At 41.0% G+C, this 21101-nt stretch carries 25 protein-coding genes; all 25 read left to right on the top strand.

Features of this window, described 5'->3' with window-relative positions; translation table 11 throughout:
- Window positions 1-2: 2 nt before the first annotated feature.
- A complete protein-coding gene (gene fliJ, locus ACQKFO_RS06665; protein ID WP_427597538.1) occupies window positions 3-449 on the top strand; it encodes a flagellar export protein FliJ in 447 nt (148 codons plus the stop codon).
- A gap of 4 nt (window positions 450-453) precedes the next feature.
- Window positions 454-1044 carry a MotE family protein gene (locus ACQKFO_RS06660; protein ID WP_427597537.1) on the top strand — a complete coding sequence of 197 codons (591 nt, stop codon included), beginning with the start codon at window positions 454-456 and terminating at the stop codon, window positions 1042-1044.
- A 29-nt stretch (window positions 1045-1073) separates the two neighbouring features.
- The gene (locus ACQKFO_RS06655; RefSeq protein ID WP_427597536.1) at window positions 1074-2318 is read left to right on the top strand and encodes a flagellar hook-length control protein FliK; all 1245 of its coding nucleotides are present in this window, start codon (window positions 1074-1076) and stop codon (window positions 2316-2318) included.
- Between the two features lie 8 nt (window positions 2319-2326).
- A complete protein-coding gene (gene flgD / locus ACQKFO_RS06650; protein WP_427597535.1) occupies window positions 2327-2959 on the top strand; it encodes a flagellar hook assembly protein FlgD in 633 nt (210 codons plus the stop codon).
- A gap of 12 nt (window positions 2960-2971) precedes the next feature.
- Entirely contained in the window at window positions 2972-3358 is a 387-nt protein-coding gene (locus tag ACQKFO_RS06645) for a TIGR02530 family flagellar biosynthesis protein (protein ID WP_427597534.1), read from the top strand.
- Between the two features lie 69 nt (window positions 3359-3427).
- Entirely contained in the window at window positions 3428-4651 is a 1224-nt protein-coding gene (locus ACQKFO_RS06640; RefSeq protein ID WP_427597533.1) for a flagellar hook protein FlgE, read from the top strand.
- 84 nt (window positions 4652-4735) lie between these two features.
- Window positions 4736-4951: a flagellar FlbD family protein gene (locus ACQKFO_RS06635; RefSeq protein WP_427597808.1), complete on the top strand. Its 216-nt coding sequence runs from the start codon at window positions 4736-4738 to the stop codon at window positions 4949-4951.
- Window positions 4948-5373, top strand: a complete 426-nt coding sequence (gene fliL, locus ACQKFO_RS06630; RefSeq protein WP_427597532.1) for a flagellar basal body-associated protein FliL — start codon at window positions 4948-4950, stop codon at window positions 5371-5373. Before ACQKFO_RS06635 ends, fliL begins: the two co-directional genes overlap by 4 nt.
- A 32-nt stretch (window positions 5374-5405) precedes the next feature.
- Window positions 5406-6404, top strand: coding sequence for a flagellar motor switch protein FliM (gene fliM / locus ACQKFO_RS06625; RefSeq protein WP_427597531.1), 999 nt, complete (start codon window positions 5406-5408; stop codon window positions 6402-6404).
- Complete coding sequence (gene fliY, locus ACQKFO_RS06620; RefSeq protein WP_427597530.1) at window positions 6394-7563, top strand: flagellar motor switch phosphatase FliY; 1170 nt, start codon at window positions 6394-6396, stop codon at window positions 7561-7563. The genes fliM and fliY overlap by 11 nt, the downstream gene beginning before the upstream one ends.
- Window positions 7564-7590: 27 nt before the next feature.
- Window positions 7591-7953: a response regulator gene (locus tag ACQKFO_RS06615; RefSeq protein ID WP_427597529.1), complete on the top strand. Its 363-nt coding sequence runs from the start codon at window positions 7591-7593 to the stop codon at window positions 7951-7953.
- Window positions 7954-7977: 24 nt separating this feature from the next.
- The gene (locus tag ACQKFO_RS06610; RefSeq protein ID WP_427597528.1) at window positions 7978-8610 is read left to right on the top strand and encodes a flagellar biosynthetic protein FliO; all 633 of its coding nucleotides are present in this window, start codon (window positions 7978-7980) and stop codon (window positions 8608-8610) included.
- Window positions 8603-9268 (top strand): flagellar type III secretion system pore protein FliP, encoded by a 666-nt coding sequence (gene fliP / locus ACQKFO_RS06605; protein ID WP_427597527.1) that lies wholly within the window; start codon window positions 8603-8605, stop codon window positions 9266-9268. The genes ACQKFO_RS06610 and fliP overlap by 8 nt, the downstream gene beginning before the upstream one ends.
- A gap of 14 nt (window positions 9269-9282) precedes the next feature.
- Complete coding sequence (gene fliQ / locus ACQKFO_RS06600; protein WP_044337389.1) at window positions 9283-9552, top strand: flagellar biosynthesis protein FliQ; 270 nt, start codon at window positions 9283-9285, stop codon at window positions 9550-9552.
- Window positions 9553-9556: 4 nt separating this feature from the next.
- Window positions 9557-10333 carry a flagellar biosynthetic protein FliR gene (fliR, locus tag ACQKFO_RS06595; RefSeq protein WP_427597526.1) on the top strand — a complete coding sequence of 259 codons (777 nt, stop codon included), beginning with the start codon at window positions 9557-9559 and terminating at the stop codon, window positions 10331-10333.
- A gap of 1 nt (window position 10334) precedes the next feature.
- On the top strand, window positions 10335-11417 hold the full coding sequence (gene flhB, locus ACQKFO_RS06590; protein ID WP_427597525.1) for a flagellar biosynthesis protein FlhB: 1083 nt from the start codon (window positions 10335-10337) through the stop codon (window positions 11415-11417).
- Window positions 11418-11435: 18 nt separating this feature from the next.
- On the top strand, window positions 11436-13472 hold the full coding sequence (flhA, locus tag ACQKFO_RS06585) for a flagellar biosynthesis protein FlhA (RefSeq protein ID WP_427597524.1): 2037 nt from the start codon (window positions 11436-11438) through the stop codon (window positions 13470-13472).
- A complete protein-coding gene (gene flhF, locus ACQKFO_RS06580; protein WP_427597523.1) occupies window positions 13469-14626 on the top strand; it encodes a flagellar biosynthesis protein FlhF in 1158 nt (385 codons plus the stop codon). The genes flhA and flhF overlap by 4 nt, the downstream gene beginning before the upstream one ends.
- Window positions 14607-15479 carry a MinD/ParA family protein gene (locus tag ACQKFO_RS06575; RefSeq protein ID WP_427597522.1) on the top strand — a complete coding sequence of 291 codons (873 nt, stop codon included), beginning with the start codon at window positions 14607-14609 and terminating at the stop codon, window positions 15477-15479. Before flhF ends, ACQKFO_RS06575 begins: the two co-directional genes overlap by 20 nt.
- Complete coding sequence (locus ACQKFO_RS06570) at window positions 15476-16549, top strand: protein-glutamate methylesterase/protein-glutamine glutaminase (protein ID WP_427597521.1); 1074 nt, start codon at window positions 15476-15478, stop codon at window positions 16547-16549. The genes ACQKFO_RS06575 and ACQKFO_RS06570 overlap by 4 nt, the downstream gene beginning before the upstream one ends.
- Window positions 16550-16564: 15 nt before the next feature.
- A complete protein-coding gene (locus ACQKFO_RS06565; RefSeq protein ID WP_427597520.1) occupies window positions 16565-18589 on the top strand; it encodes a chemotaxis protein CheW in 2025 nt (674 codons plus the stop codon).
- A gap of 33 nt (window positions 18590-18622) precedes the next feature.
- On the top strand, window positions 18623-19048 hold the full coding sequence (locus tag ACQKFO_RS06560) for a chemotaxis protein CheW (protein ID WP_427597807.1): 426 nt from the start codon (window positions 18623-18625) through the stop codon (window positions 19046-19048).
- 15 nt (window positions 19049-19063) lie between these two features.
- Entirely contained in the window at window positions 19064-19699 is a 636-nt protein-coding gene (locus tag ACQKFO_RS06555; protein ID WP_427597519.1) for a chemotaxis protein CheC, read from the top strand.
- Window positions 19696-20193: a chemotaxis protein CheD gene (locus ACQKFO_RS06550; protein WP_427597518.1), complete on the top strand. Its 498-nt coding sequence runs from the start codon at window positions 19696-19698 to the stop codon at window positions 20191-20193. The genes ACQKFO_RS06555 and ACQKFO_RS06550 overlap by 4 nt, the downstream gene beginning before the upstream one ends.
- Before the next feature lie 109 nt (window positions 20194-20302).
- The gene (locus tag ACQKFO_RS06545; RefSeq protein ID WP_427597517.1) at window positions 20303-21061 is read left to right on the top strand and encodes a FliA/WhiG family RNA polymerase sigma factor; all 759 of its coding nucleotides are present in this window, start codon (window positions 20303-20305) and stop codon (window positions 21059-21061) included.
- Window positions 21062-21101 lie beyond the last annotated feature (40 nt).

The following is a 21101-nucleotide window of genomic DNA, read 5'->3' as shown; positions in this document are numbered from 1 at the left end:
GAGTGAGTTATCAATACAGGTTTCAGCGTATTTTAACATTAAAGGAAAAAGAAAAAGATGAAGTGCAGGAAATGTACAGGGGTTCCATTGAAAAGTTTGAAAAAGTAGCCGAAAAGCTTTATGAGTTTCTGAAAAAGAAAGAAACTCTCGAGCTGCATCAAGAAACCAAGTTGCAAAATGGTTTATCTGTACAACATATTCGTCATCATCAACAGTTCATCACCAATCTGGAAAGAACCATTTCTTATTACCAGGACCTGGTGATACAAGCAAGGAACCGGATGAACTGGTGTGAAGAAAAACTTGTAGATATGAACGTAGAAGTAAAGAAATACGAAAAGATGAAAGAGAACGATCTCCATCGCTTTTTACAAACGAATCAACAATTGGAAAACAAACAATTAGATGAAGTATCAGTCGTTCAATATATGAAAAGGGGAGTCAGGTGATTTCATGGCAAAGGTGATCGAAGAGGAAAGCAAAGAGCATTCCGGTCGTTTGCAAAAAATTGTGTTTATCATCTTCATTCCTCTCTTGTTTACTATAACCTTCGCTCTCGTAATCATGACAGCTGCAGGAATCAATGTATTTGAAAAAGCACAGTCATTAAGCTCGGATATTCCTTTTCTGGCTAAAATCCTTCCTTCAAATGAAGCCCGGGAAACAGACGAATTACATGAGCGAATGGTCTCACTTCAAGCTTCAATCGAAGATCAAGAGGCGAAAATTGCCCAGCTTCAAAATGAAGTAGATAAAAAAGATAGTGATAATGAACAACTGCAAGCAACCATTCAACAGCAAAAAGAAGAGCTTGAAGAGTTACGGCAGATTGGTGAAGAAAACAAACGGGCCTTTAAAGAGGTAGTCAATACATTTGAATCTATGTCAGCAAAGAGTGCTGCCCCTGTTCTGATGAACATGGATGACGATGAGGCAATGAAGATTCTATCAAATATCAAACCTGATACTTTAGCAGATATTTTAGAAAAAATGCCTCCGGAAGATGCTGCAATATACACGGAGATGCTCTCTACGGTGGAATGATAGGCTAGGTTTTGAGAGGAGGTGAAAAAGTGGAAATCGGAATAGGTACCCAATCTCCCAACTCTCCCATAGGGATGAGAAAGGAATCAACGCTTTCCAAGAAAGAAATGGATGGGTTTTCGAAACTTTTAGGATTTGTATCGAATCAAGTTGTTGAAAGGGAAGAAGTAAAACAGTCTGAGTCACTATCTCTACTTGTTAGCCTGACAGGCATCTTACGCGCAACAGAGCTTGATGAAGTTGGACTATCAAGCGGTCAATTAGAAGACTTATCCCGATTAAAGGAACTTGACTATGAACAAATCGCTGAAATAGTCGGTGTGGATAAAGAAACGGTCAATGCACTTTTTTCTGATCTTCAATCTGCTCTTATTGGCACTGAGCAATCCTCGCCCTCATCAGGGGAAATTCTGGAGGATCTTCATGAAATCCTGCTGGGAACGATGCAGCTGCTGCAATCCGCATTAAAAAATGAGGTGGGGGGCTTAAGTGGAAAAGGACCAATAGAAGATGTAACCCGACTTGTAAAGGTCATTGAACTTTTGGCAGCTAACCGTGACTTACTTGTGGTGGAAGCATCAAAAGCGTCCGAGCTAAAAGACATGATGAAGATGGTTCAAGCGGGAGTAGATGCATCCCTGGCCAGGGAGTTTATTCAGGGTAAGGATTGGTCCCGGGTATTAAATGATGCATTTCAACGCCAGGCACCTGTACAAACTCAGGAAAAGCAGTCTCCAACAGAAGGGGGCACAGTGGAGAAGAAAAACATTCAACCGATTCAGGCAAACCACATACACTTTGTTCTTCCGAAAACAGAATCCGTTTCTATTACTCTCTCATCAGGAAATCGATCTCTTCAATATGAACAATTTGTAAAAGAATTTCAGAATGCCCTAAGTAGATCTCAAATGCTGTCACAGCCGAACGTGAGTAAGCTGTTAATCAAGCTGTATCCAGAGCAACTGGGCTCATTAAGAATCGAACTTTTACAACAAAACGGAGTGATGACCGCGAAAATATTAGCTTCAACGGCAACTGCGAAAGAACTGCTTGATTCTCAAATTCAAGGATTAAAGCATGCGTTTACATCACAGAACCTCCAAGTAGAGAAGATTGAAATTTCACAAGCATTAACAGATGCAGAGCGGCAATCCAAAGGGCAGTCACAACAACAGTCCTCACAACAGCAAAAGCAGGATCAGCCACATGGAGGAAGCCAGGAAGAAGAAAGAACTCAATCCTTTAAGGATTATCTCGTAAATACCGAAATATAGGTGATAATATGACGAAAATCGATCCGAGCTTACTATATTCCACCGTCCAAACAAAACAGCGTGAAGGTGGAAAGGATATTATGGGAAAGGATGACTTCCTGAAAATCCTGATGACACAATTACAGAATCAAGACCCGTTAAATCCTATGCAGGACAAAGACTTCATCGCACAAATGGCAACCTTTTCATCATTAGAGCAGATGACGAATCTGACGAAAACAATGGAGAAATTTGTGGATAACCAAAGTCAATCACAATTGATCTCTTACAATCAGTTTGTTGGTAAACAAGTGACGTGGCATAAAATCATGGAATCAGAAGCGGGCGATGCACCCGAAATACAAGAAGGTCAGGGATTCGTAAAAGGAGTCCGCTTTAAAGGTGACTCTGTTGAATTCATCATGGAGGACGGAACAATCCTGACTCCCGGTAATATTTCACAAGTGAATACGACGGATACCCCGGAGGCTTCTCTCGTCAATGCATCATTATTAATAGGAAAGAGTGTAACATGGAACAGTGAAGATGGAGAGATGAGAGGAATCGTTCAATCCGTTTCAAAGAAAGATTCACTCATTTGGTTTCATACAGAAGCAGGTGACAAAATCGCCAGTGATAAATTAATCAAAATTGAATCTTAGGGGGTGGATTGTATGGAAAAGACATTCTTTCATCGTTCACCACAACCTCTTGTACCAATTAATAAGACGAAAGCAATTAGTAAACCTTCAAGTGCATCGTCATTTGCTGACCAATTAGATAAGGCAATTCAACATGTACCTCATATACAGATTAGCAAACATGCAAAGGTAAGGATGGAACAACGGGGGATTTCTATTTCTCCACAAACATGGGAGAAGATAGGGGAGAAAATAAATGAAGCAAAAACGAAGGGTGTCGGGGATTCGCTGGTGATTCTGAACGACGCTGCGTTAATCGTAAGTGCAAAAAACAAAACGGTGATTACAGCTTTAGACCGTGACGAAGCCCATTCACAGATTTTCACCAACATCAATGGGACGATATTAATAGACTCATAGGCTGGACCTTTTATGGAGGCCTGTAGCTGTGGACTGATTGAAGCAGCTAATACGAAAGGGGAAAAATTCATGCTACGTTCAATGTATTCGGGTATCAGTGGAATGAAAAACTTTCAAACAAAACTGGATGTAATCGGAAATAATATTGCAAATGTAAATACGTACGGCTATAAAAAAGGGCGTGTCACATTCCAGGATTTAATGAATCAAACGGTTTCTGGTGCAAGTAGAGCAACTGAAAACCGCGGTGGTCAAAATGCAAAGCAAGTAGGACTTGGAGCATCTCTATCGTCCATTGATACGATTCAAACTCAAGGAAGTCTGCAGACAACAGGCAGATCACTGGATGTAGCCATCTCGGGTGACGGATTTTTTGTTGTAAGACAAGGAAATAACGAAATGTTCACCCGTGCCGGAAACTTTTATTTAGATTCAAACGGAAACCTTGTAACAGGTCAGGGAAATCTTGTACAGGGGTATCCGGTCAACGGTGACGGTGTAGTCAATCAGAGTGGTGCGACTGATATCAAAATTGATACCAATACCACAATGGCACCACAGGCTACTGGCAATGCGACATATAATGGGAACTTAAAGTCCAGTGCCGTCGATGGTACTGTCGTTGAGCTTGAAACGAGAGTGAAGGACTCACTGGGTAAAGATATTAGCATTAAGTTGGTAATGGAGAAATCTGGTCAAAACGAATGGGACGTTACAATATCCAGTCTGACTGATGACGTTACAGTCAGTAATGGTCAAGATTCCGTTTTAAATTTTGACGAAGAAGGTAAATTAACTTCTCAAGTGCCTTTCCCTATAACATTAAATAATGAAACTGGAGCAAATCCTACCCAAACGATCGATCTGGATTTCTCCAAAATCACTCAGTTCGATAGCTCATCCTCCGCTAATGTAGATACTGTTGACGGTAACTCAGAAGGGTACCTTGAAAGCTTCAACATAGGTTCTTCCGGTGAAGTGAACGGAGTGTTTTCCAATGGGGAAGTGAGAGTATTAAGTCAATTGGCATTGGCGACTTTTTCAAATCCGGGTGGTTTGACGAAAGCCGGCAATAATCTGTTCCAGGCTTCAAATAACTCAGGTCTTCCGAATCAGGGATTAGCTGGAGAGGGAAGAGGTGCACTTCAGTCCGGTGCCCTTGAAATGTCCAACGTAGACCTATCCGAAGAATTCACTGAAATGATCACGGCTCAGCGTGGTTTCCAGGCAAATACACGTATCATCACAACGTCGGATGAAATCTTACAAGAGCTTGTAAACTTGAAACGTTAATTCGTTAAAAAGGGAGGAAGGGACTGACATCTTAAAGGTTTTACATTAGGTTGAATCGGGGGATGGATGTCGGTCCTGAAATTTATGATTACGTTAACCAGACTGAATGGAAAGTCGTTTACGTTGAATGCTTTATACATAGAAACAGTAGAAGCGTTTCCGGACACTACGATTCTATTAACAAATGGCAGACGATATGTTGTGAAGGAAACAGTGGACGAGGTTGACTCCCTTACACTTTCTTTCTTTCAAAAAGCAAATTTACTCAGCCTGCCCCATGAGGGAGGGAGTATCAGTTGAAGAGTAAAGCCCTGACAATCATGATGATCTTGTTGGTTACGATTACCCTTGTCGGAGTGATTGCGTTAGTTGTCATTCTGAAGTTTTCAGGAGATGAAGAAACGAAAGAGCCTTCCATTGAAGAAGTGATCGAAAATTCGGTGGACATACCTGAAACGACAACCAATTTAATGAGTAATGATTTCATTCGTATTTCCTTTAAGATTCAAACGGATAGTAAAAAAGCAAAAAGTGAGTTGGAAAAGAGAGATTTTCAAGTGAATAACATCATCATAGAAGAGCTTTCAGAATTGAAAGCAGAAGAACTGCAAGGGAAAAAAGGGAAAGAAATGATTGAAACGAAGGTTAAAGACAAGATAAACTCCCTTATGCAAGAAGGAATGGTAGAAAAAGTCTATATCACCTCTATGATGATTCAATAAGAAAGCTATTACGAGTGTTTGGAGGTGAAGTGGTGGCGAGTGAAATATTATCTCAGAGTGAAATCGATGCTCTCTTGTCAGCTCTCAATACAGGAGAGATGAGCGCAGATGATTTCAAAAAAGAAGAAGAAGAGAAAAAAGTGAAAGTGTATGATTTCAAGAGAGCTTTACGGTTTTCTAAAGATCAAATCCGAAGTTTAACGAGAATACATGAAAACTTCGCCCGTATCTTGACTACATATTTCTCTGCTCAATTAAGAACTTATGTTCAAATAAATGTTGCTTCTGCCGACCAAATTCCATACGAAGAATTTATCCGTTCCGTCCCGAAAATGACCATCTTGAACGTATATGAATTACCTCCATTGGATGGAAGGATCCTTATGGAAATCAATCCGAATATTGCTTATTCGATGATGGATCGGGTGATGGGTGGAAGGGGAGTCAGTGTTAACAAAGTAGAGAATTTAACCGAAATTGAAACGAGGATCATGAGTCAGCTCTTCGAAAAGGCGTTTGAGAATCTAAGGGAAGCCTGGAGCACTGTGGCTGATGTAGATCCGCTCTTTGCGGAGTTCGAAGTGAACCCGCAATTTCTTCAGATGGTGTCACCAAATGAAACGGTTGTGGTTATTTCGTTAAACACAACGATTGGTGAAACAAGTGGAATGATTAACATCTGCATTCCACACGTCGTACTGGAGCCGATTCTACCGAAATTGTCAGGAAGCTATTGGATGGAAAGTAAACGAAAAGAGAGTAAGCCGGAAGAAACGGCACATCTTGAAAGAAGAATCAAGAAAGCGCAAGTGCCAATTATAGCTGAATTAGGACGTTCTGATATTTCAATTGAAGAGTTCCTAATGCTGGATATTGGTGATGTAATCGAAATGAACACCCGGATCGATGATCCATTAACGATCAGAGTGGGTGAGATTCCTAAATTTACAGCTCAGCCAGGGAAGTCAAATAAGAAACTGGCTGTACAAATTTTAGATTCGTTGAAGGGGGGAGACGACGATGATGAGTGATGATATGTTATCACAAGATGAAATTGATGCGTTGCTCCGTGGGTCTGCAGAGCCTGAAGAGGAAACAGAAGAGCGCAAAGAGATAAATAGTAATGATTACATTAGTTCTATGGAAGAGGATGCTTTAGGTGAAATCGGGAACATCTCCTTCGGGAGTTCTGCAACGGCTTTATCCACTTTGCTCAATCAGAAGGTTGAGATTACGACCCCTAAAGTAACGATCATTGATAAAAATTATTTAGAAGAGGAATTTCCACATCCGTATGTCGCCATTCAAGTTCAATATACTGAAGGATTTTCAGGAGTGAACCTGCTGGTGATCAAACAATCAGATGCATCCATCATCGCTGACTTGATGCTTGGAGGAGACGGAAGGAACCCATCCGGTGATTTGGGGGAAATTCAGCTTAGTGCCGTTCAAGAGGCAATGAATCAAATGATGGGTTCTGCTGCAACATCCATGTCTACGGTTTTTAGTAAGAAAGTGGATATTTCACCACCATCCATCGATTTAATGTACATACCTCAAGGAGAGGGAGGAGAAAACCTTCCTGATCAAGATCTATTAGTAAAAGTATCATTCTCATTGAAAATCGGAGATCTCATTGATTCGAGCATCATGCAGCTCTTGCCCTTAAGTTTTGCCAAGAGTCTTGTGGATGAATTAATGAATGGTGGAGCTTCTGAAGAAGTTGCCGCAGCGGTTACACCGAGCGTGGAACCCCCTGCTCCTCAACCAGAGCCTGATTATAGCGGTATGTATGAGGAACCAGTCCGTAACTCCCACCAGCAAGCATCTCCTCAGCACCTGGGGGGACAAGGGGTGCATGGAGAAACCGTAAATGTACAACCGGCTACGTTTAGTAATTTTGAGCAGACAACATTGGGACAACAGGAAACAAAAAACTTGAATATGCTACTGGACATTCCGTTGCAGGTCACGGTAGAGCTCGGAAGGACGAACCGATCTGTCAGGGACATACTTGAGTTATCGTCCGGTTCCATAATAGAGCTTGATAAATTAGCGGGAGAACCGGTTGATATCCTTGTAAACAGTCAATTGATGGCTAAAGGAGAAGTAGTAGTGATAGATGAGAACTTTGGTGTCAGAATTACGGACATTGTAAGTCAAAGTGATCGTATTAAAAAACTTAAATAACCTAGACGATGATGGAGGATGACGATAATGGCTAATAAAATTCTAATTGTAGATGATGCGGCTTTTATGAGAATGATGATTAAAGATATTTTAACAAAAAACGGGTTTGATGTAGTAGGAGAGGCAGCCGATGGAAGTCAAGCTGTAGATAAATACAAGGAACTGAAACCTGACCTTGTCACTATGGATATTACGATGCCTGAAAAAGATGGTATTGCAGCTTTAAAGGAAATCAAAGCAGTCGACGCCAGTGCGAAAATTATTATGTGCTCTGCAATGGGGCAACAAGCAATGGTGATTGATGCCATACAAGCGGGTGCAAAGGATTTTATCGTTAAACCTTTCCAGGCCGATCGTGTAATCGAAGCCATTCAAAAAGCTCTAAGCTAACAGATTAGTAAGAAGGTGCATGTATTGAAGAAGATTCAAATTCTAGTGAGTCTCATTGTTATTATCATTACTGCAAATGCTGTGAATTTAACAGCATTTGCAGAAGTGAATAATGTCAAGGACTGCATAGAACATCCAGAGAAATGCAATGAACAGCAAAATAATGAGGCTGACACCTCTGGCGCTGCTACCTCGGTTACTTTTTTGGATTATCTTAAAATGATCGTTGCTCTCATCTTTGTAGTTGCGCTCATCTATTTTTTATTGAAATTTATCAATCAAAAAGGAAGATCCTTTCAACAAACGAAATTAATTAATCATTTAGGTGGAACGCCTCTCGGGGGAAATCGTTCTGTCCAAATTGTTAAGGTAGGCAAACAAGTACTAGTACTCGGTGTAGCGGAAGATATTCAATTATTGAAAGAGATTCAGGATGAAAAAGAGAAAGAAGAGATACTATCCTTTTATCAGGACGCTCAATTCCCTGATGCCAAAACAGCCGTTTCCAGTTGGTTAACAAAGGTAAAAAGTCCTTCTCAATCATCTGACACAAGCTCATTTCAATCACAGTTGAAATCACAGCTGGAGGAAATGAAAAAGGGAAGAGAGAAGATGTTTAAGGATTTTAAGAATAAGGAGAATCATTCTGATGAATGAATTCATGGAGTTTTTTAATAGTAGTTCTGCAGATAATGTATCGACAAGTGTCAAGCTGCTATTACTATTTACCGTCCTTTCCCTGGCACCAAGTATACTGATTTTAATGACATCTTTTACCCGGATCATGATCGTCCTATCCTTTGTCAGGACTTCTCTTGCCACACAGCAAATGCCACCGAATCAGGTATTGATTGGAATTTCTTTATTTCTTACGTTTTTTATCATGGCTCCAACTTTTCAAGAGGTAAACGATGAAGCATTGACTCCTCTTTTTAACGAAGAGATTAATCTTGAAGAAGCTTACGACAAGGCTTCGATCCCGTTTAAAGAATTTATGAGTAAGCACACAAGACAAAAGGATTTAGAGTTGTTTTTACAATATTCCGGGGCTGATCGACCCGAATCTGTGGAAGACATTCCTCTTACATCCTTAGTGCCGGCATTTGCGTTAAGTGAAATTAAGACGGCTTTTCAAATAGGATTTATGATCTTTATTCCTTTCTTAGTCATCGACATGGTGGTAGCGAGTGTCTTGATGTCCATGGGGATGATGATGCTCCCTCCTGTTATGATTTCATTGCCCTTCAAGATTTTACTGTTTGTGTTAGTGGATGGCTGGTATTTAGTAATAAAATCTCTTTTACAAAGTTTTTAAGTAGGTGAGTTTCAATGAATGCTGAATCTGTTATCGCGATAGCGGAGCGTGGAATATATGTAACCCTCATCGTTTCCGGTCCATTACTGCTGTTAGCCCTTGTAGTAGGATTGATCGTCAGTATTTTTCAAGCAACAACACAAATACAGGAACAAACTCTTGCGTTTATTCCTAAAATCGTGGCGGTCTTGATCGGGATTGTTTTCTTTGGACCTTGGATGTTAACGAAGCTTGTGACGTATACCTCACAAATCTTCTCAGATTTAACAAGGTTCGTAGGGTAAGGGAATGGAAGAGCTTGTACCCATTCTATCGGTATACTTACTAGTGTTTGTAAGGGTTTCGGCTTTTTTTGTTACGATGCCCCTTTTTTCATACCGTAACATACCTGCACAACATCGGATCGCTTTCTCGGTGGTACTCTCCTGGGTCATGTACTATACGATTGAATCTACGGCATTTGAAATCAACGGCCACTATTTTTTGTTGATCATGAAGGAAGCCATGATCGGTCTTCTCATCGGCTTTGTTGCATATATGATCGTGACGGCCATTCAGATAGCCGGGGGGTTTATAGATTTTCAAATGGGGTTTGCCATAGCCAATGTGATCGATCCCCAAACAGGAGCACAAAGTCCCTTGATGGGTCAATATCTATATACATTTGCGCTTCTTCTATTGCTTGCTCTTGATGGTCATCATCTGCTCCTGGATGGGATTTTTTATAGTTATCAGCTGATCCCGATTGATAGTCCATGGATTCCTTTTGGAGATGAGAGATTAATTGACTATGTTATGACTTCTTTTAACTCAATGTTCGTCATTGCTTTTCAAATGTCGGTTCCTGTTGTCGCAACGTTGTTCCTTGTAGATGTGGCCTTGGGGATTGTGGCTCGTACTGTACCTCAGTTAAACGTCTTCGTCGTAGGGTTTCCTATCAAGATTGCCGTTGCATTTATCGTGTTGTTCATTGTAATGGGAGTGATGTTTGCTGTCATGCAGCAGTTATTTGAAATGATGTTCGTAACCATGAGAGATTTAATGAAAATTATTGGAGGCACATAATTTGCAGTGGCTATCATTAGACCTACAGTTTTTCAGTGGGGAAAAGACGGAGAAAGCAACTCCGAAAAAAAGGGATGACGCGCGGAAAAAAGGACAAACAGCAAAAAGCCAGGATGTGAATACAGCAATCATCCTTCTAGCCGTTTTTTTGTTCCTTACGTTCAGTGCTTCATACATTGGGAATATTGTTTTCGATCTCTTTAATCAAACCTTTCAGGAATACATGCTGATGGAGCTGACAGAGAATACAGTTCAAGTCATAACCATGGATATTATGAAAGAGCTTGCATTGCTCCTCGGACCGATTATGATAGTGGCCTTACTTGCAGGATTGTTTTCGAATTATATTCAAGTAGGAGTCATGTTTACAACTAAACCGCTGGAGCCGAAGCTTGAAAAAATTGATCCGATTAAAGGGTTCAAGCGTATCTTTTCTTTAAGAGCTATCGTTGAACTATTAAAATCCATATTGAAAATTTCCTTTGTTGGGGCAATCACCTTTGTCATTCTCTGGATGAATATTGAACAAGTGTTGAGCTTATCGTTTAAATCAGTGGGGGATTCATTAGCAACGATGGCGAGCTTAACTGTACAAATGGGAATCGCCGCTTCACTTGCGCTACTATTCTTATCTCTATTCGATTTTCTTTATCAGAAATATGATTTTGAAAAAAACATTCGAATGTCAAAGCAGGATCTTAAAGATGAACATAAAAACATCGAGGGTGATCCACTGATTAAATCCAAAATCAAGCAGAGACAGCGTGAAATGGCCATGAGACGCATGATGCAGGAAGTTCCGGAAGCGGATGTCGTGATTACAAACCCCACTCACTTTGCCATTGCTCTTAAATACGATGAGAATAAAATGGATGCGCCTTATGTAGTGGCAAAAGGCGTTGATTATCTAGCACAGAAGATTAAATATATCGCCAATGAAAACGATGTGGTTATGGTGGAAAATCGTCCTTTAGCACGTTCCCTATATGATTCGGCTGAAATAGGCGATGCAGTACCTGAAGAATTTTTCAAAGCAGTTGCAGAAATTTTAGCTTATGTTTACCGAATAAAAAATCAAATGTAAGCAGTTAGGAGAGAAACAATGTCAGCAAGAGATTTATCCGTACTAGCCAGTGTCATATTAATCGTTGCCATGCTTATCATCCCGTTCCCATCCTGGTTATTAAGCTTATTGATCATCGTTAATATTTCACTTGCACTCCTTGTACTCCTAACCTCGATGAATATGAATGAACCATTGCAATTTTCTATATTTCCTTCCCTATTGTTATTGTTAACACTTTTTCGATTAGGTCTAAATGTTTCCACAACGAGATCAATCCTTAGTAAGGGTGAAGCAGGGGACGTTGTGGAAACCTTTGGAACATTCGTTGTAGGGGGAAATATTCTCGTCGGTCTCGTAGTATTCATCATTCTCATCGTGATCCAATTTATTGTCATAACAAAGGGATCTGAGCGTGTGTCCGAGGTGGCGGCAAGGTTTACACTTGACGCCATGCCTGGTAAGCAGATGAGTATTGATGCCGATTTGAATGCCGGGATGATTTCTGAGCACGATGCCAGAAATCGTCGGGAAAAAGTAGGTCGGGAAGCAGATTTCTACGGTGCCATGGACGGGGCATCCAAGTTTGTTAAGGGAGATGCCATAGCTGGAATTGTCATTGTCATGATCAATTTAATCTTCGGTATTATTATCGGCATGACACAACAAGGGCTGCCTATCGCCGAAGCGGCAACCCGTTATTCCTTACTGACAGTCGGGGACGGGATAGTCAGCCAGATTCCTGCCCTATTGATCTCAACAGCCACGGGCATCGTGGTGACAAGAGCAGCATCTGAAGGGAATCTGGGGCAGGATATCATGAATCAGCTACTGGCTTATCCTGCGATGCTGTATGTAGCTGCCTTCACGATCTTCATGCTGGGTGTAGCAACACCTATTAATGATATCTTAACTATCCCAGTGGCAGCACTATTAGGGATAGGAGCCTTCATGCTTTCAAGGTCACCGCAAGAAACGGAATCTGACATGATGGAAATGGAAGAAGAGGTAGAACAGGACGAAATGAAAAGTCCGGAGAGCGTCGTTAATTTATTGAATGTGGATCCGATTGAATTCGAGTTCGGCTATGGTCTGATACCCCTTGCCGATACGAATCAGGGAGGAGATCTCCTTGACAGGATTGTGATGATAAGACGCCAATTAGCTATAGAGCTGGGACTTGTCATACCTGTAGTAAGGATCCGGGACAATATTCAACTTCAACCTAACGAATATCGCTTGAAAATTAAAGGCAATGAAATGGCCCGGGGAGAGCTTTTGCTTGATCATTATTTAGCCATGAGTCCAGGAGTGGAGGATGATTCCATTGAGGGGATTGATACAATCGAGCCATCATTCGGTCTTCCGGCTAAATGGATTTCAGAAGAAACGAAAGAGCAGGCAGAAATATTCGGATACACGGTTGTGGATCCGCCGTCAGTGGTGTCGACCCACATAACCGAGATGATTAAAACAAATGCTCATGAACTTCTGGGCAGGCAGGAGACGAAACAGCTCATTGATCATCTGCAGGAATCCTACCCGATTTTAGTGGAAGAAGTGACACCGAATCCTTTAACAGTAGGTGAAGTACAAAAAGTATTGGCCAAGTTGTTAAAGGAAAATGTGTCTATCAGGAACTTGCCGATTATTTTCGAAACCCTGGCCGACTATGCCAAAATGAGTTCAGATACGGATCTTTTAGCAGAGTATGTCAGGCAATCATTGGCTAGACAAATTACCAGTCAATATGTTCAAGGAGACGATTCCTTAAAGGTTGTGACTATGTCAGGAAAGGTTGAAAAATTGATTGCCGACGCCATTCAACAAACTGAGCATGGAAATTATTTATCGATGGATCCAAACGATTCTCAAGGAATCCTGGAAGCAGTCGCATCTCAAGTGGAACAGTTGTCTCTAATGGAGGAGTCACCGATTATTCTGTGTTCCCCAGCTGTGAGAATGTACGTAAGGCAACTGACAGAAAGGTACTTCCCTCAAGTACCGATCATTTCATATAACGAATTAGAAGCAAATGTAGAAGTACAAAGTTTAGGGGTGGTGAATGTCGGATGAAAGTAAAGAAATATGTAGCACCTTCCATGAATGAGGCAATGAAAAAGGTCAGAGCTGAATTAGGGGATGATGCCGTCATCCTAAACTCTAAAGTGGCGTTTACGGGAGGTTTCATGGGGTTATTCAAAAAGAAAATGATTGAAGTCATTGCTGCCATCGATCCAGAGGTTGAGAGTGAAAAGATTGAGATGAGTAGATTGAATGTGGCATCTGCCCAAACCCCTCCTCCTTCTCCACCCGAAAAAAAATACGAAGTTCCTAATAAATCGGTAGAGTCAGAATTAAAAGAACTTAAACAAATGATTTCTACGATTAAATCAAAGAATCAATTCGAGAAATTCACTGAAGATGTGCAACAAATCTTACTATTTCTCAAAAATCATGACATTAGAGACACAACCCTCTTCCGATTGGGGGACTATCTTGAAGAGAGGATCAAAAGTGGTTTTCTTCCAGCTGACAATCGAAATGAATGGGCTAAACAGGAGGTCAAATATTTTCTGGAGGGTCTTCTGAAAGGAATTCCTTTGGGTGGTATGAGTTACAAAAAGAAATACATTAACGTGATAGGGCCAACCGGTGTGGGAAAAACAACTACTTTAGCGAAAATGGCGGCTGAAGCAGTGATTGAGAAACGGATGAAAATAGCATTCATCACGACAGATACGTATCGTATTGCAGCGATTGAGCAATTAAAGACGTACGCAGGTCTGTTGAATGTTCCGGTTGAAGTAGTCTATAAAATAGGGGACTTTAAAAAAGCAATCGATAAATTCCAGGACTACGATCATGTTTTCATTGATACTGCAGGCAGGAATTTCAGAGAAAAGAAATATGTAGAGGATTTAAGGGGAATTATTGACTTCGACCACCACATGGAGACGTTCCTGGTTCTTTCGCTGACGAGCAAGGAGAGGGATATGAAGGAAATCATTTCACAGTTTTCTTCTATTGACATTGATCGCTTTATTTTCACGAAACTGGATGAAACATCCAGTTACGGTTCTATGATCAATATGATGACAGAGGGGAAGATCGGTGCATCTTATGTAACGATCGGTCAGGATGTACCGGAGGATATTACCGAGGTGGATGTTGAAGAAATAGGTCATTTACTAATGAAAGGATTTCGATATGAAAGATCAAGCATATAACCTAAGGAGGAAAATGCTCATTGGCGACTATTCTCCCGCTAAAACGATTGCAGTAGTAAGCGGGAAGGGTGGGGTTGGAAAATCAAATATCTCCACTAACCTTTCCGTTTTGCTTGGTAAAGAAAATAAGAAAGTGTTATTAATTGACCTGGATATCGGAATGGGAAATATTCATATTTTACTAGGTAGTCATCATTCCTACTCAATCATGGATTATATTGAGGAAAAAGAACTAGATATCGACACGATTATATGTGAGAATGTTCATGGTATCTCTTACATAAGTGGGGGAAATGGCCTGAAAAATATAGTGGAGTGGAATGAGAAGCAGATAGAACGGTTCTTTGAAGTAATGGAGCATGCAGTTAAAAAGTATGATTACATACTTTTTGATATGGGTGCAGGAGCTACGAAAGAGACGTTGGATTTTCTCTTGGCAATGGACGAAATCATTGTTGTCACGACACCTGAGCCTACCTCGATTACTGATGCCTACTCGATGATGAAATATATATATTTGAGGGATCAAGAGAAACAGTTCTATCTGATATGTAATCGGGCAGAATTCAAGAAGGAAGGTCTTGAAACGATTACGAGATTACAAGAAACGGTGAGGAAATTCCTCCATAAAGAGATTGTTTCTTTAGGAGTCTTACCTGAAGATTCAACTGTAAGGAAGGCGGTCATTCATCAAACACCCATAGTCGTCGGATACCCTGCTTCGGCCATGACTTTAAGTCTGCGTACGATGTTGCATCATTTTGTCGGTGCACCCTATCGACCAGTGAAGAAACAGGCAGGCTTTTTAAAGAGTATGAGAAATCTATTTTTGGGAGGTAAAATTCCTGAATGAAAAAAGTTCTAGTTGTAGATGATTCAGCATTTATGAGAAAACTTATTGGTGATTTTCTAACAGCCTCCGAACAGCTAGAAGTGATAGGAATTGCTAGAAATGGTGAAGACGCGATCTCTAAAATCAAAAAACTCTGTCCAGACGTCGTGACCCTTGACGTGGAAATGCCAAAGATGAATGGTATAGAAGCCTTAAAGAGAATCATGGTGGAATGCCCGGTACCTGTCGTGATGCTCTCATCTACAACGAAAGAGGGGGCGGAGGAGACTGTCAAAGCCATGGAGCTTGGAGCTGTTGATTTTATCGCGAAACCTTCAGGGACCATTTCATTGGACCTTCATAAAGTCCAAGATGAAATGGTTGAGAAAGTGCTTTCTGCAAGCAAGGTGAACATGACGAAAATAACCAGCACTTTTCGAAAAACGACATATTCGAGTGAACCTGCTAATGAAGGTGTACCAACGTTACCTTCTGAACATAAATGGACCCGGGATTCACCGAAATTGATCCTTATAGGAACATCAACAGGAGGTCCACGCGCTTTACAAAAGGTGTTGACAGAATTATCTCCTCAACTGGATGCACCAGTGGTCGTGGTGCAGCACATGCCACCCGGCTTTACCAACTCACTGGCCAAACGGTTAGATAGTCAATCCGCCATTAAAGTGAAGGAAGCAGAGCATGAAGAGATCCTCCAAAAAGGAACAGCATATATAGCACCGGGTGGTTTTCATACAACGGTGGTCGAGCATGGAGCACATTTAGCCTTTGGACTATCAAAGGAAGAAGCTCCACGGAATGGTCACAGACCTTCAGTAGACATATTGTTCGAATCCGCAAGCCTGCTTCGAAATTATGGCAAAATAGCTGTCATTATGACGGGGATGGGCTCCGATGGCTCTGAAGGATTAATCAAGCTTAAAGAAACAAGCGAAGTGAGAGCCATTGCAGAATCAAAAGAGACTTGTATTGTGTTTGGAATGCCGAAATCGGCTATCGCTACAAATTTAGTGGATAGCGTGGAACATATCGAGGATATTTCTCAATCTATTATGAAGTACATGTTGTAGAGAGGTGTGGAGCACATGGAATTGAGTCAATATTTAGAAGTTTTTATAGAAGAGAGTAAGGAAAATCTACAAACCTGTAATGAGCAATTACTGGAATTGGAGAAGAATCCTGAAAACCTGGCGATTGTTAATGAAATTTTTCGTTCAGCTCACACGTTAAAAGGAATGTCTGCAACGATGGGGTACGAAGATTTAGCAAACCTTACCCATAAAATGGAGAATGTTCTGGATGCTATACGTAATGAAAAAATTAAAGTGACACCCGAAATATTGGATGTAGTGTTTAAATCCGTTGACGACCTGGAAGCAATGGTGTTTTCTATCGCGGACGGCGGAGATGGAAAACGTGATGTGACGGAAGTTGTCAACCTTCTCCAAGCAATTGAAAAAGGTGAAAATTTACAATCCGCAAGTAATGAAGCTGCCGCAACCATAGCCCCTGAAATACATACATTGTCCATGAAGTACGAAGCATTTGAACAGACCGTTATTCAGCAATCCTACGAGCAGGGATTCCGTTGCTTTGAAATTACCGTTTCCTTGCGGGAAGATTGTCTGTTGAAAGCAGCAAGGGTATTTATGGTTTTCGAAGTGCTGGAAAAACTCGGAGAAGTCATTAAGTCTTTCCCTACTGTAGACCAGCTGGAAGAAGAACAGTTCGATCATTCCTTTGTTATAGCAGTTGTGTCAAAAGAGGATGCTAGTGAAATAGAAAAGAGTATTCGTAACGTCTCTGAGGTAGAAGATGTCACATTAATGGAACTGACCTTACATCATATTCACAACAATGAAGTGAGTGGATCGGAGGAGCAGTCAGGTGAAGTTGTTGTAAAAGAACGGGAAGACACGATGACTAAAGAAACCAATACAACATCAAGACAATCGAATCCTTCGAGCAAAACGATACGTGTAAACATTGAGCGCCTGGATGTACTTATGAACCTTTTTGAAGAACTTATCATTGATAGAGGCAGGTTGGAACAGATCTCAAAGGATTTAAAAAATCCGGAATTAAATGAAACGGTTGAAAGAATGACACGGATTTCCGGAGACCTACAAAGCATCATCCTCACTATGCGGATGGTTCCTGTAGAAACGGTATTTAACCGCTTTCCCCGCATGGTAAGACAGCTTGCAAGAGATTTAAATAAGAAAATTGAATTAGAAATCATAGGGGCAGAAACAGAACTTGATCGGACGGTGATCGATGAAATCGGAGATCCACTCGTCCACTTAATTCGAAATGCCCTGGATCACGGAATTGAAATGCCTGAGGTTCGCTCGAAAAATGGTAAGCCGGAACAAGGGACGGTCAAACTGAAAGCTTATCATAGCGGAAATCATGTATTTATTGAACTTGAAGATGATGGTGCAGGTATTAATAAACAGCGGGTGATGGAGAAAGCGATACAAAAGGGAATTGTATCAGAAGAAGTGGCACAAACCTTATCCGACAGACAAATATATGAACTTATCCTGGCGTCAGGATTTTCAACAGCTGATCAAATCTCAGATATCTCTGGCAGAGGTGTTGGATTGGATGTAGTTAAAGCGACGATTGAGTCATTAGGTGGTTCCATTACAATCGACTCCAGTGCAGGTCAAGGATCATTGTTTTCTATACAATTGCCATTAACCTTATCGATTATTTCTGTCATGCTTGTTGAGATTGAAGATGAGAAATACGCAATCCCGCTTTCTTCCATTATCGAGACGGCCATAGTCAAAAAAGAAGAGATCATGAATGCGCATAATCAAAGAGTGATAGATTTCAGAGGCAAGGTGGTTCCGTTGTTATTCCTGGAGGATGTATTCGAAATTCCTAAAGATTCAAAAGATGAAGAGTTTTATTCTGTCGTGGTTGTAAGGAAAGGAGAAAAAATGGCAGGGTTAGTAGTAGATTCATTTATTGGTCAACAGGAAATCGTCCTAAAATCTTTAGGGAATTATCTTAATGATGTATTTGCCATTTCAGGTGCAACCATATTGGGTGATGGGCAGGTAGCGCTGATTGTTGATTGCAATGCATTGATTAAATAGGAGGTAAGGGAAATGAGTGTAGTGTCAGAGACGATGGAAGACCTAAAGCTTATCGTATTTCAATTGGTGGATAAGGAATATGCCATTCCTGTCGATCAGGTCCGATCAATTGAGAAGCTACAGCATATTACGAGAGTGCCAAGAACGCCTTCCTATGTTAAGGGTGTAATAAATTTACGTGGTGTCGTAACCCCCATCATCGATTTAAGAAGCCGGTTCGATTTATCCTCTTCTGAGCCAACCGAGAGCACCCGTGTGATTATCGTAGGTTTAGAGGATAAAGAAGTTGGATTGATCGTTGATGCAGCAAATGATGTGTTGGATGTAGAGAGAGAAATGATTGAACCTTCACCGGAAGTTGTCGGGGTAGTAGAAGCGGAGTACATTGGTGGAGTAGTAAAGCAAAATAAACGATTATTGATTCTACTTCATTTAGACAAAGTACTGCAATCCATCTAAGGAGAACGGATACGAATGGGTTATGAGAAGAAAATATCGTCAATGCACTTAGATATTTTGAAAGAAATCGGAAATATTGGAGCAGGGCATGCAGCAACTGCCCTCTCTACTCTTCTTGATAAGAAGATTGACATGAAGGTACCCAGTGTCCAGGTTGTTACCTTCGATGAAATGATGGACATGGCAGGAGGACCGGATAATGTAGTCGTAAGTGTGTTCTTAAGAATTGAAGGGGATGCACCGGGAAGTATGTTCTTTTTATTACCTCTTGAACAAGCTTCTACTTATATTCGATCAATGATACAGGATCGTTCTTTTTCCTTTAGTGAACCACCGTATTCAGATTTAGGTTTATCAGCCATGCAGGAGTTAGGGAATATTCTCTCAGGTTCTTATTTATCTTCCTTATCCGACTTTACGAGTCTTAAACTATTACCTTCTGTTCCCGCTTTATCTGTAGATATGGCTGGTGCCATCATCGGTTTCGGCTTGCTGGAAATCTCTCAGGTAAGTGATTATGCCATCGTCATAGATACAGCATTGAAAGAAGAAGAGTTAGAGGAATCAGAAAGTGTGAAAGGTCACTTTTTCCTCTTACCGGATCCCGATTCATTTGAAATCATCTTCCAATCCCTTGGTGTGAAGCTATGATTGTTATGAGTACAGTGGTAAGGGTGGGTATTGCAGATATGAATATCGTTAGTAAGGGAAGTTCAATTCGCACATCGGGCTTAGGTTCTTGCATTGGGGTGGTATTATACGATGAGCTTATCAAGTTGGCCGGTATGGTCCACATCATGCTCCCTCATTCATCATTAGGGAAGGAGCCATCCATGAACTTAGCTAAATATGCAGACACTGGAATAGATGAACTCATCCGACAACTTGGAGAACGGGGTGCGAAAGTTGAGAGACTTAAGTGCAAAATGGCGGGCGGTGCACAAATGTTTCAATTCAAATCAAAAAGCGATGTGATGAGAATAGGCCCAAGGAATGCTGAAGCGGTTAAAGAGGCTCTCTTGAGGCATCGCGTGCCAATTGTAGCAGAAGATTTGGGTGGTAATAAAGGGAGAACCATTGAATTCTTCACGTCGACCGGTGTCCTTCAAGTTCGGACGGTAAATGAAGGAACCAGAGAATTATGAGTTAATGAAAAGTTCCAAGGAGGAAAGATTTACTCTTGTTCTCATACCATGGAGTTTTATACCTTAATGCAGATTTCAAGGAAGAAAATAGTAAGCAAGGAGGATTCTTATGTCTCAGCAACCCCCTCGAATAGATGAACAACTATATTGGGAGAAATGGATTAACTGTCGTGATACCCAGGCAGGTGACATGTTAGTGAAGAAATATATGCCCCTTGTGTCGTATCATGTTCAGAGAATTTCCGTTGGGCTGCCAAGAAACGTCTCGAGAGAAGATATAAAAAGTCTTGGGTTGATGGGTTTACTGGATGCACTTCAGAAGTTTGATCCAACAAGAGATTTAAAGTTCGATACATATGCTTCGTTCAGAGTCCGGGGAGCCATTCTCGATGGACTGAGAAAAGAAGACTGGCTACCACGATCAACAAGAGACAGGGCGAAAAAAATCGAAGCCAAAACAGTAGAGCTGGAACAAATTTTATTACGCCACGTGACCGCCGAGGAGGTAGCTGCCTCATTAGAGATGGCTCCTGAGGAAGTATATCAAACCACCAATGAACATTTCTTTGCCAATGTCCTTTCCATGGATGAGCAACTAACCGATGAAGATCATGAATCTCAAAGCTATTCGATTAAAGATGATAAGACGATCACACCTGAGGAAGAAGTGCTGAAAGGTGAAAAGGTAACAGAGTTAGAGAAAACGATTCTAACACTTTCTGATAAAGAACAGCTTGTGTTAAGTTTATTTTATAAAGAGGAATTGACTTTGACGGAAATCGGGGAAGTCATGAAACTGTCAACCTCACGGATTTCACAAATACATTCCAAGGCCATTTTTAAACTGCGCAATTTATTAGGCTCTTGAACCAACTCTATTGATTAACGGTGCGCACCATGACAAACCA

Source organism: Rossellomorea sp. NPDC071047 (assembly GCF_050270195.1).
In the GTDB taxonomy this organism is placed as follows: Bacteria; Bacillota; Bacilli; order Bacillales; family Bacillaceae_B; genus Rossellomorea.
Note: the sequence above shows the minus strand (reverse complement) of the source record. Positions and strands in the feature narration are given on the sequence as shown.

Bases quoted from the DNA above. Each gene is read 5' to 3' on its own strand.
- fliP (WP_427597527.1), top strand. From the start codon at position 8,603: ATGAATGAATTCATGGAGTTTTTTAATAGTAGTTCTGCAGATAATGTA.
- ACQKFO_RS06645 (WP_427597534.1), top strand. From the start codon at position 2,972: ATGGAAAAGACATTCTTTCATCGTTCACCACAACCTCTTGTACCAATT.
- fliY (WP_427597530.1), top strand. From the start codon at position 6,394: ATGATGAGTGATGATATGTTATCACAAGATGAAATTGATGCGTTGCTC.
- flgD (WP_427597535.1), top strand. From the start codon at position 2,327: ATGACGAAAATCGATCCGAGCTTACTATATTCCACCGTCCAAACAAAA.
- ACQKFO_RS06550 (WP_427597518.1), top strand. From the start codon at position 19,696: ATGATTGTTATGAGTACAGTGGTAAGGGTGGGTATTGCAGATATGAAT.
- flhA (WP_427597524.1), top strand. From the start codon at position 11,436: ATGTCAGCAAGAGATTTATCCGTACTAGCCAGTGTCATATTAATCGTT.
- fliR (WP_427597526.1), top strand. From the start codon at position 9,557: ATGGAAGAGCTTGTACCCATTCTATCGGTATACTTACTAGTGTTTGTA.
- ACQKFO_RS06660 (WP_427597537.1), top strand. From the start codon at position 454: ATGGCAAAGGTGATCGAAGAGGAAAGCAAAGAGCATTCCGGTCGTTTG.
- ACQKFO_RS06615 (WP_427597529.1), top strand. From the start codon at position 7,591: ATGGCTAATAAAATTCTAATTGTAGATGATGCGGCTTTTATGAGAATG.
- flhF (WP_427597523.1), top strand. From the start codon at position 13,469: ATGAAAGTAAAGAAATATGTAGCACCTTCCATGAATGAGGCAATGAAA.
- ACQKFO_RS06545 (WP_427597517.1), top strand. From the start codon at position 20,303: ATGTCTCAGCAACCCCCTCGAATAGATGAACAACTATATTGGGAGAAA.
- ACQKFO_RS06560 (WP_427597807.1), top strand. From the start codon at position 18,623: ATGGAAGACCTAAAGCTTATCGTATTTCAATTGGTGGATAAGGAATAT.
- ACQKFO_RS06555 (WP_427597519.1), top strand. From the start codon at position 19,064: ATGGGTTATGAGAAGAAAATATCGTCAATGCACTTAGATATTTTGAAA.
- ACQKFO_RS06635 (WP_427597808.1), top strand. From the start codon at position 4,736: ATGATTACGTTAACCAGACTGAATGGAAAGTCGTTTACGTTGAATGCT.
- ACQKFO_RS06575 (WP_427597522.1), top strand. From the start codon at position 14,607: ATGAAAGATCAAGCATATAACCTAAGGAGGAAAATGCTCATTGGCGAC.
- ACQKFO_RS06640 (WP_427597533.1), top strand. From the start codon at position 3,428: ATGCTACGTTCAATGTATTCGGGTATCAGTGGAATGAAAAACTTTCAA.
- ACQKFO_RS06570 (WP_427597521.1), top strand. From the start codon at position 15,476: ATGAAAAAAGTTCTAGTTGTAGATGATTCAGCATTTATGAGAAAACTT.
- fliQ (WP_044337389.1), top strand. From the start codon at position 9,283: ATGAATGCTGAATCTGTTATCGCGATAGCGGAGCGTGGAATATATGTA.
- ACQKFO_RS06565 (WP_427597520.1), top strand. From the start codon at position 16,565: ATGGAATTGAGTCAATATTTAGAAGTTTTTATAGAAGAGAGTAAGGAA.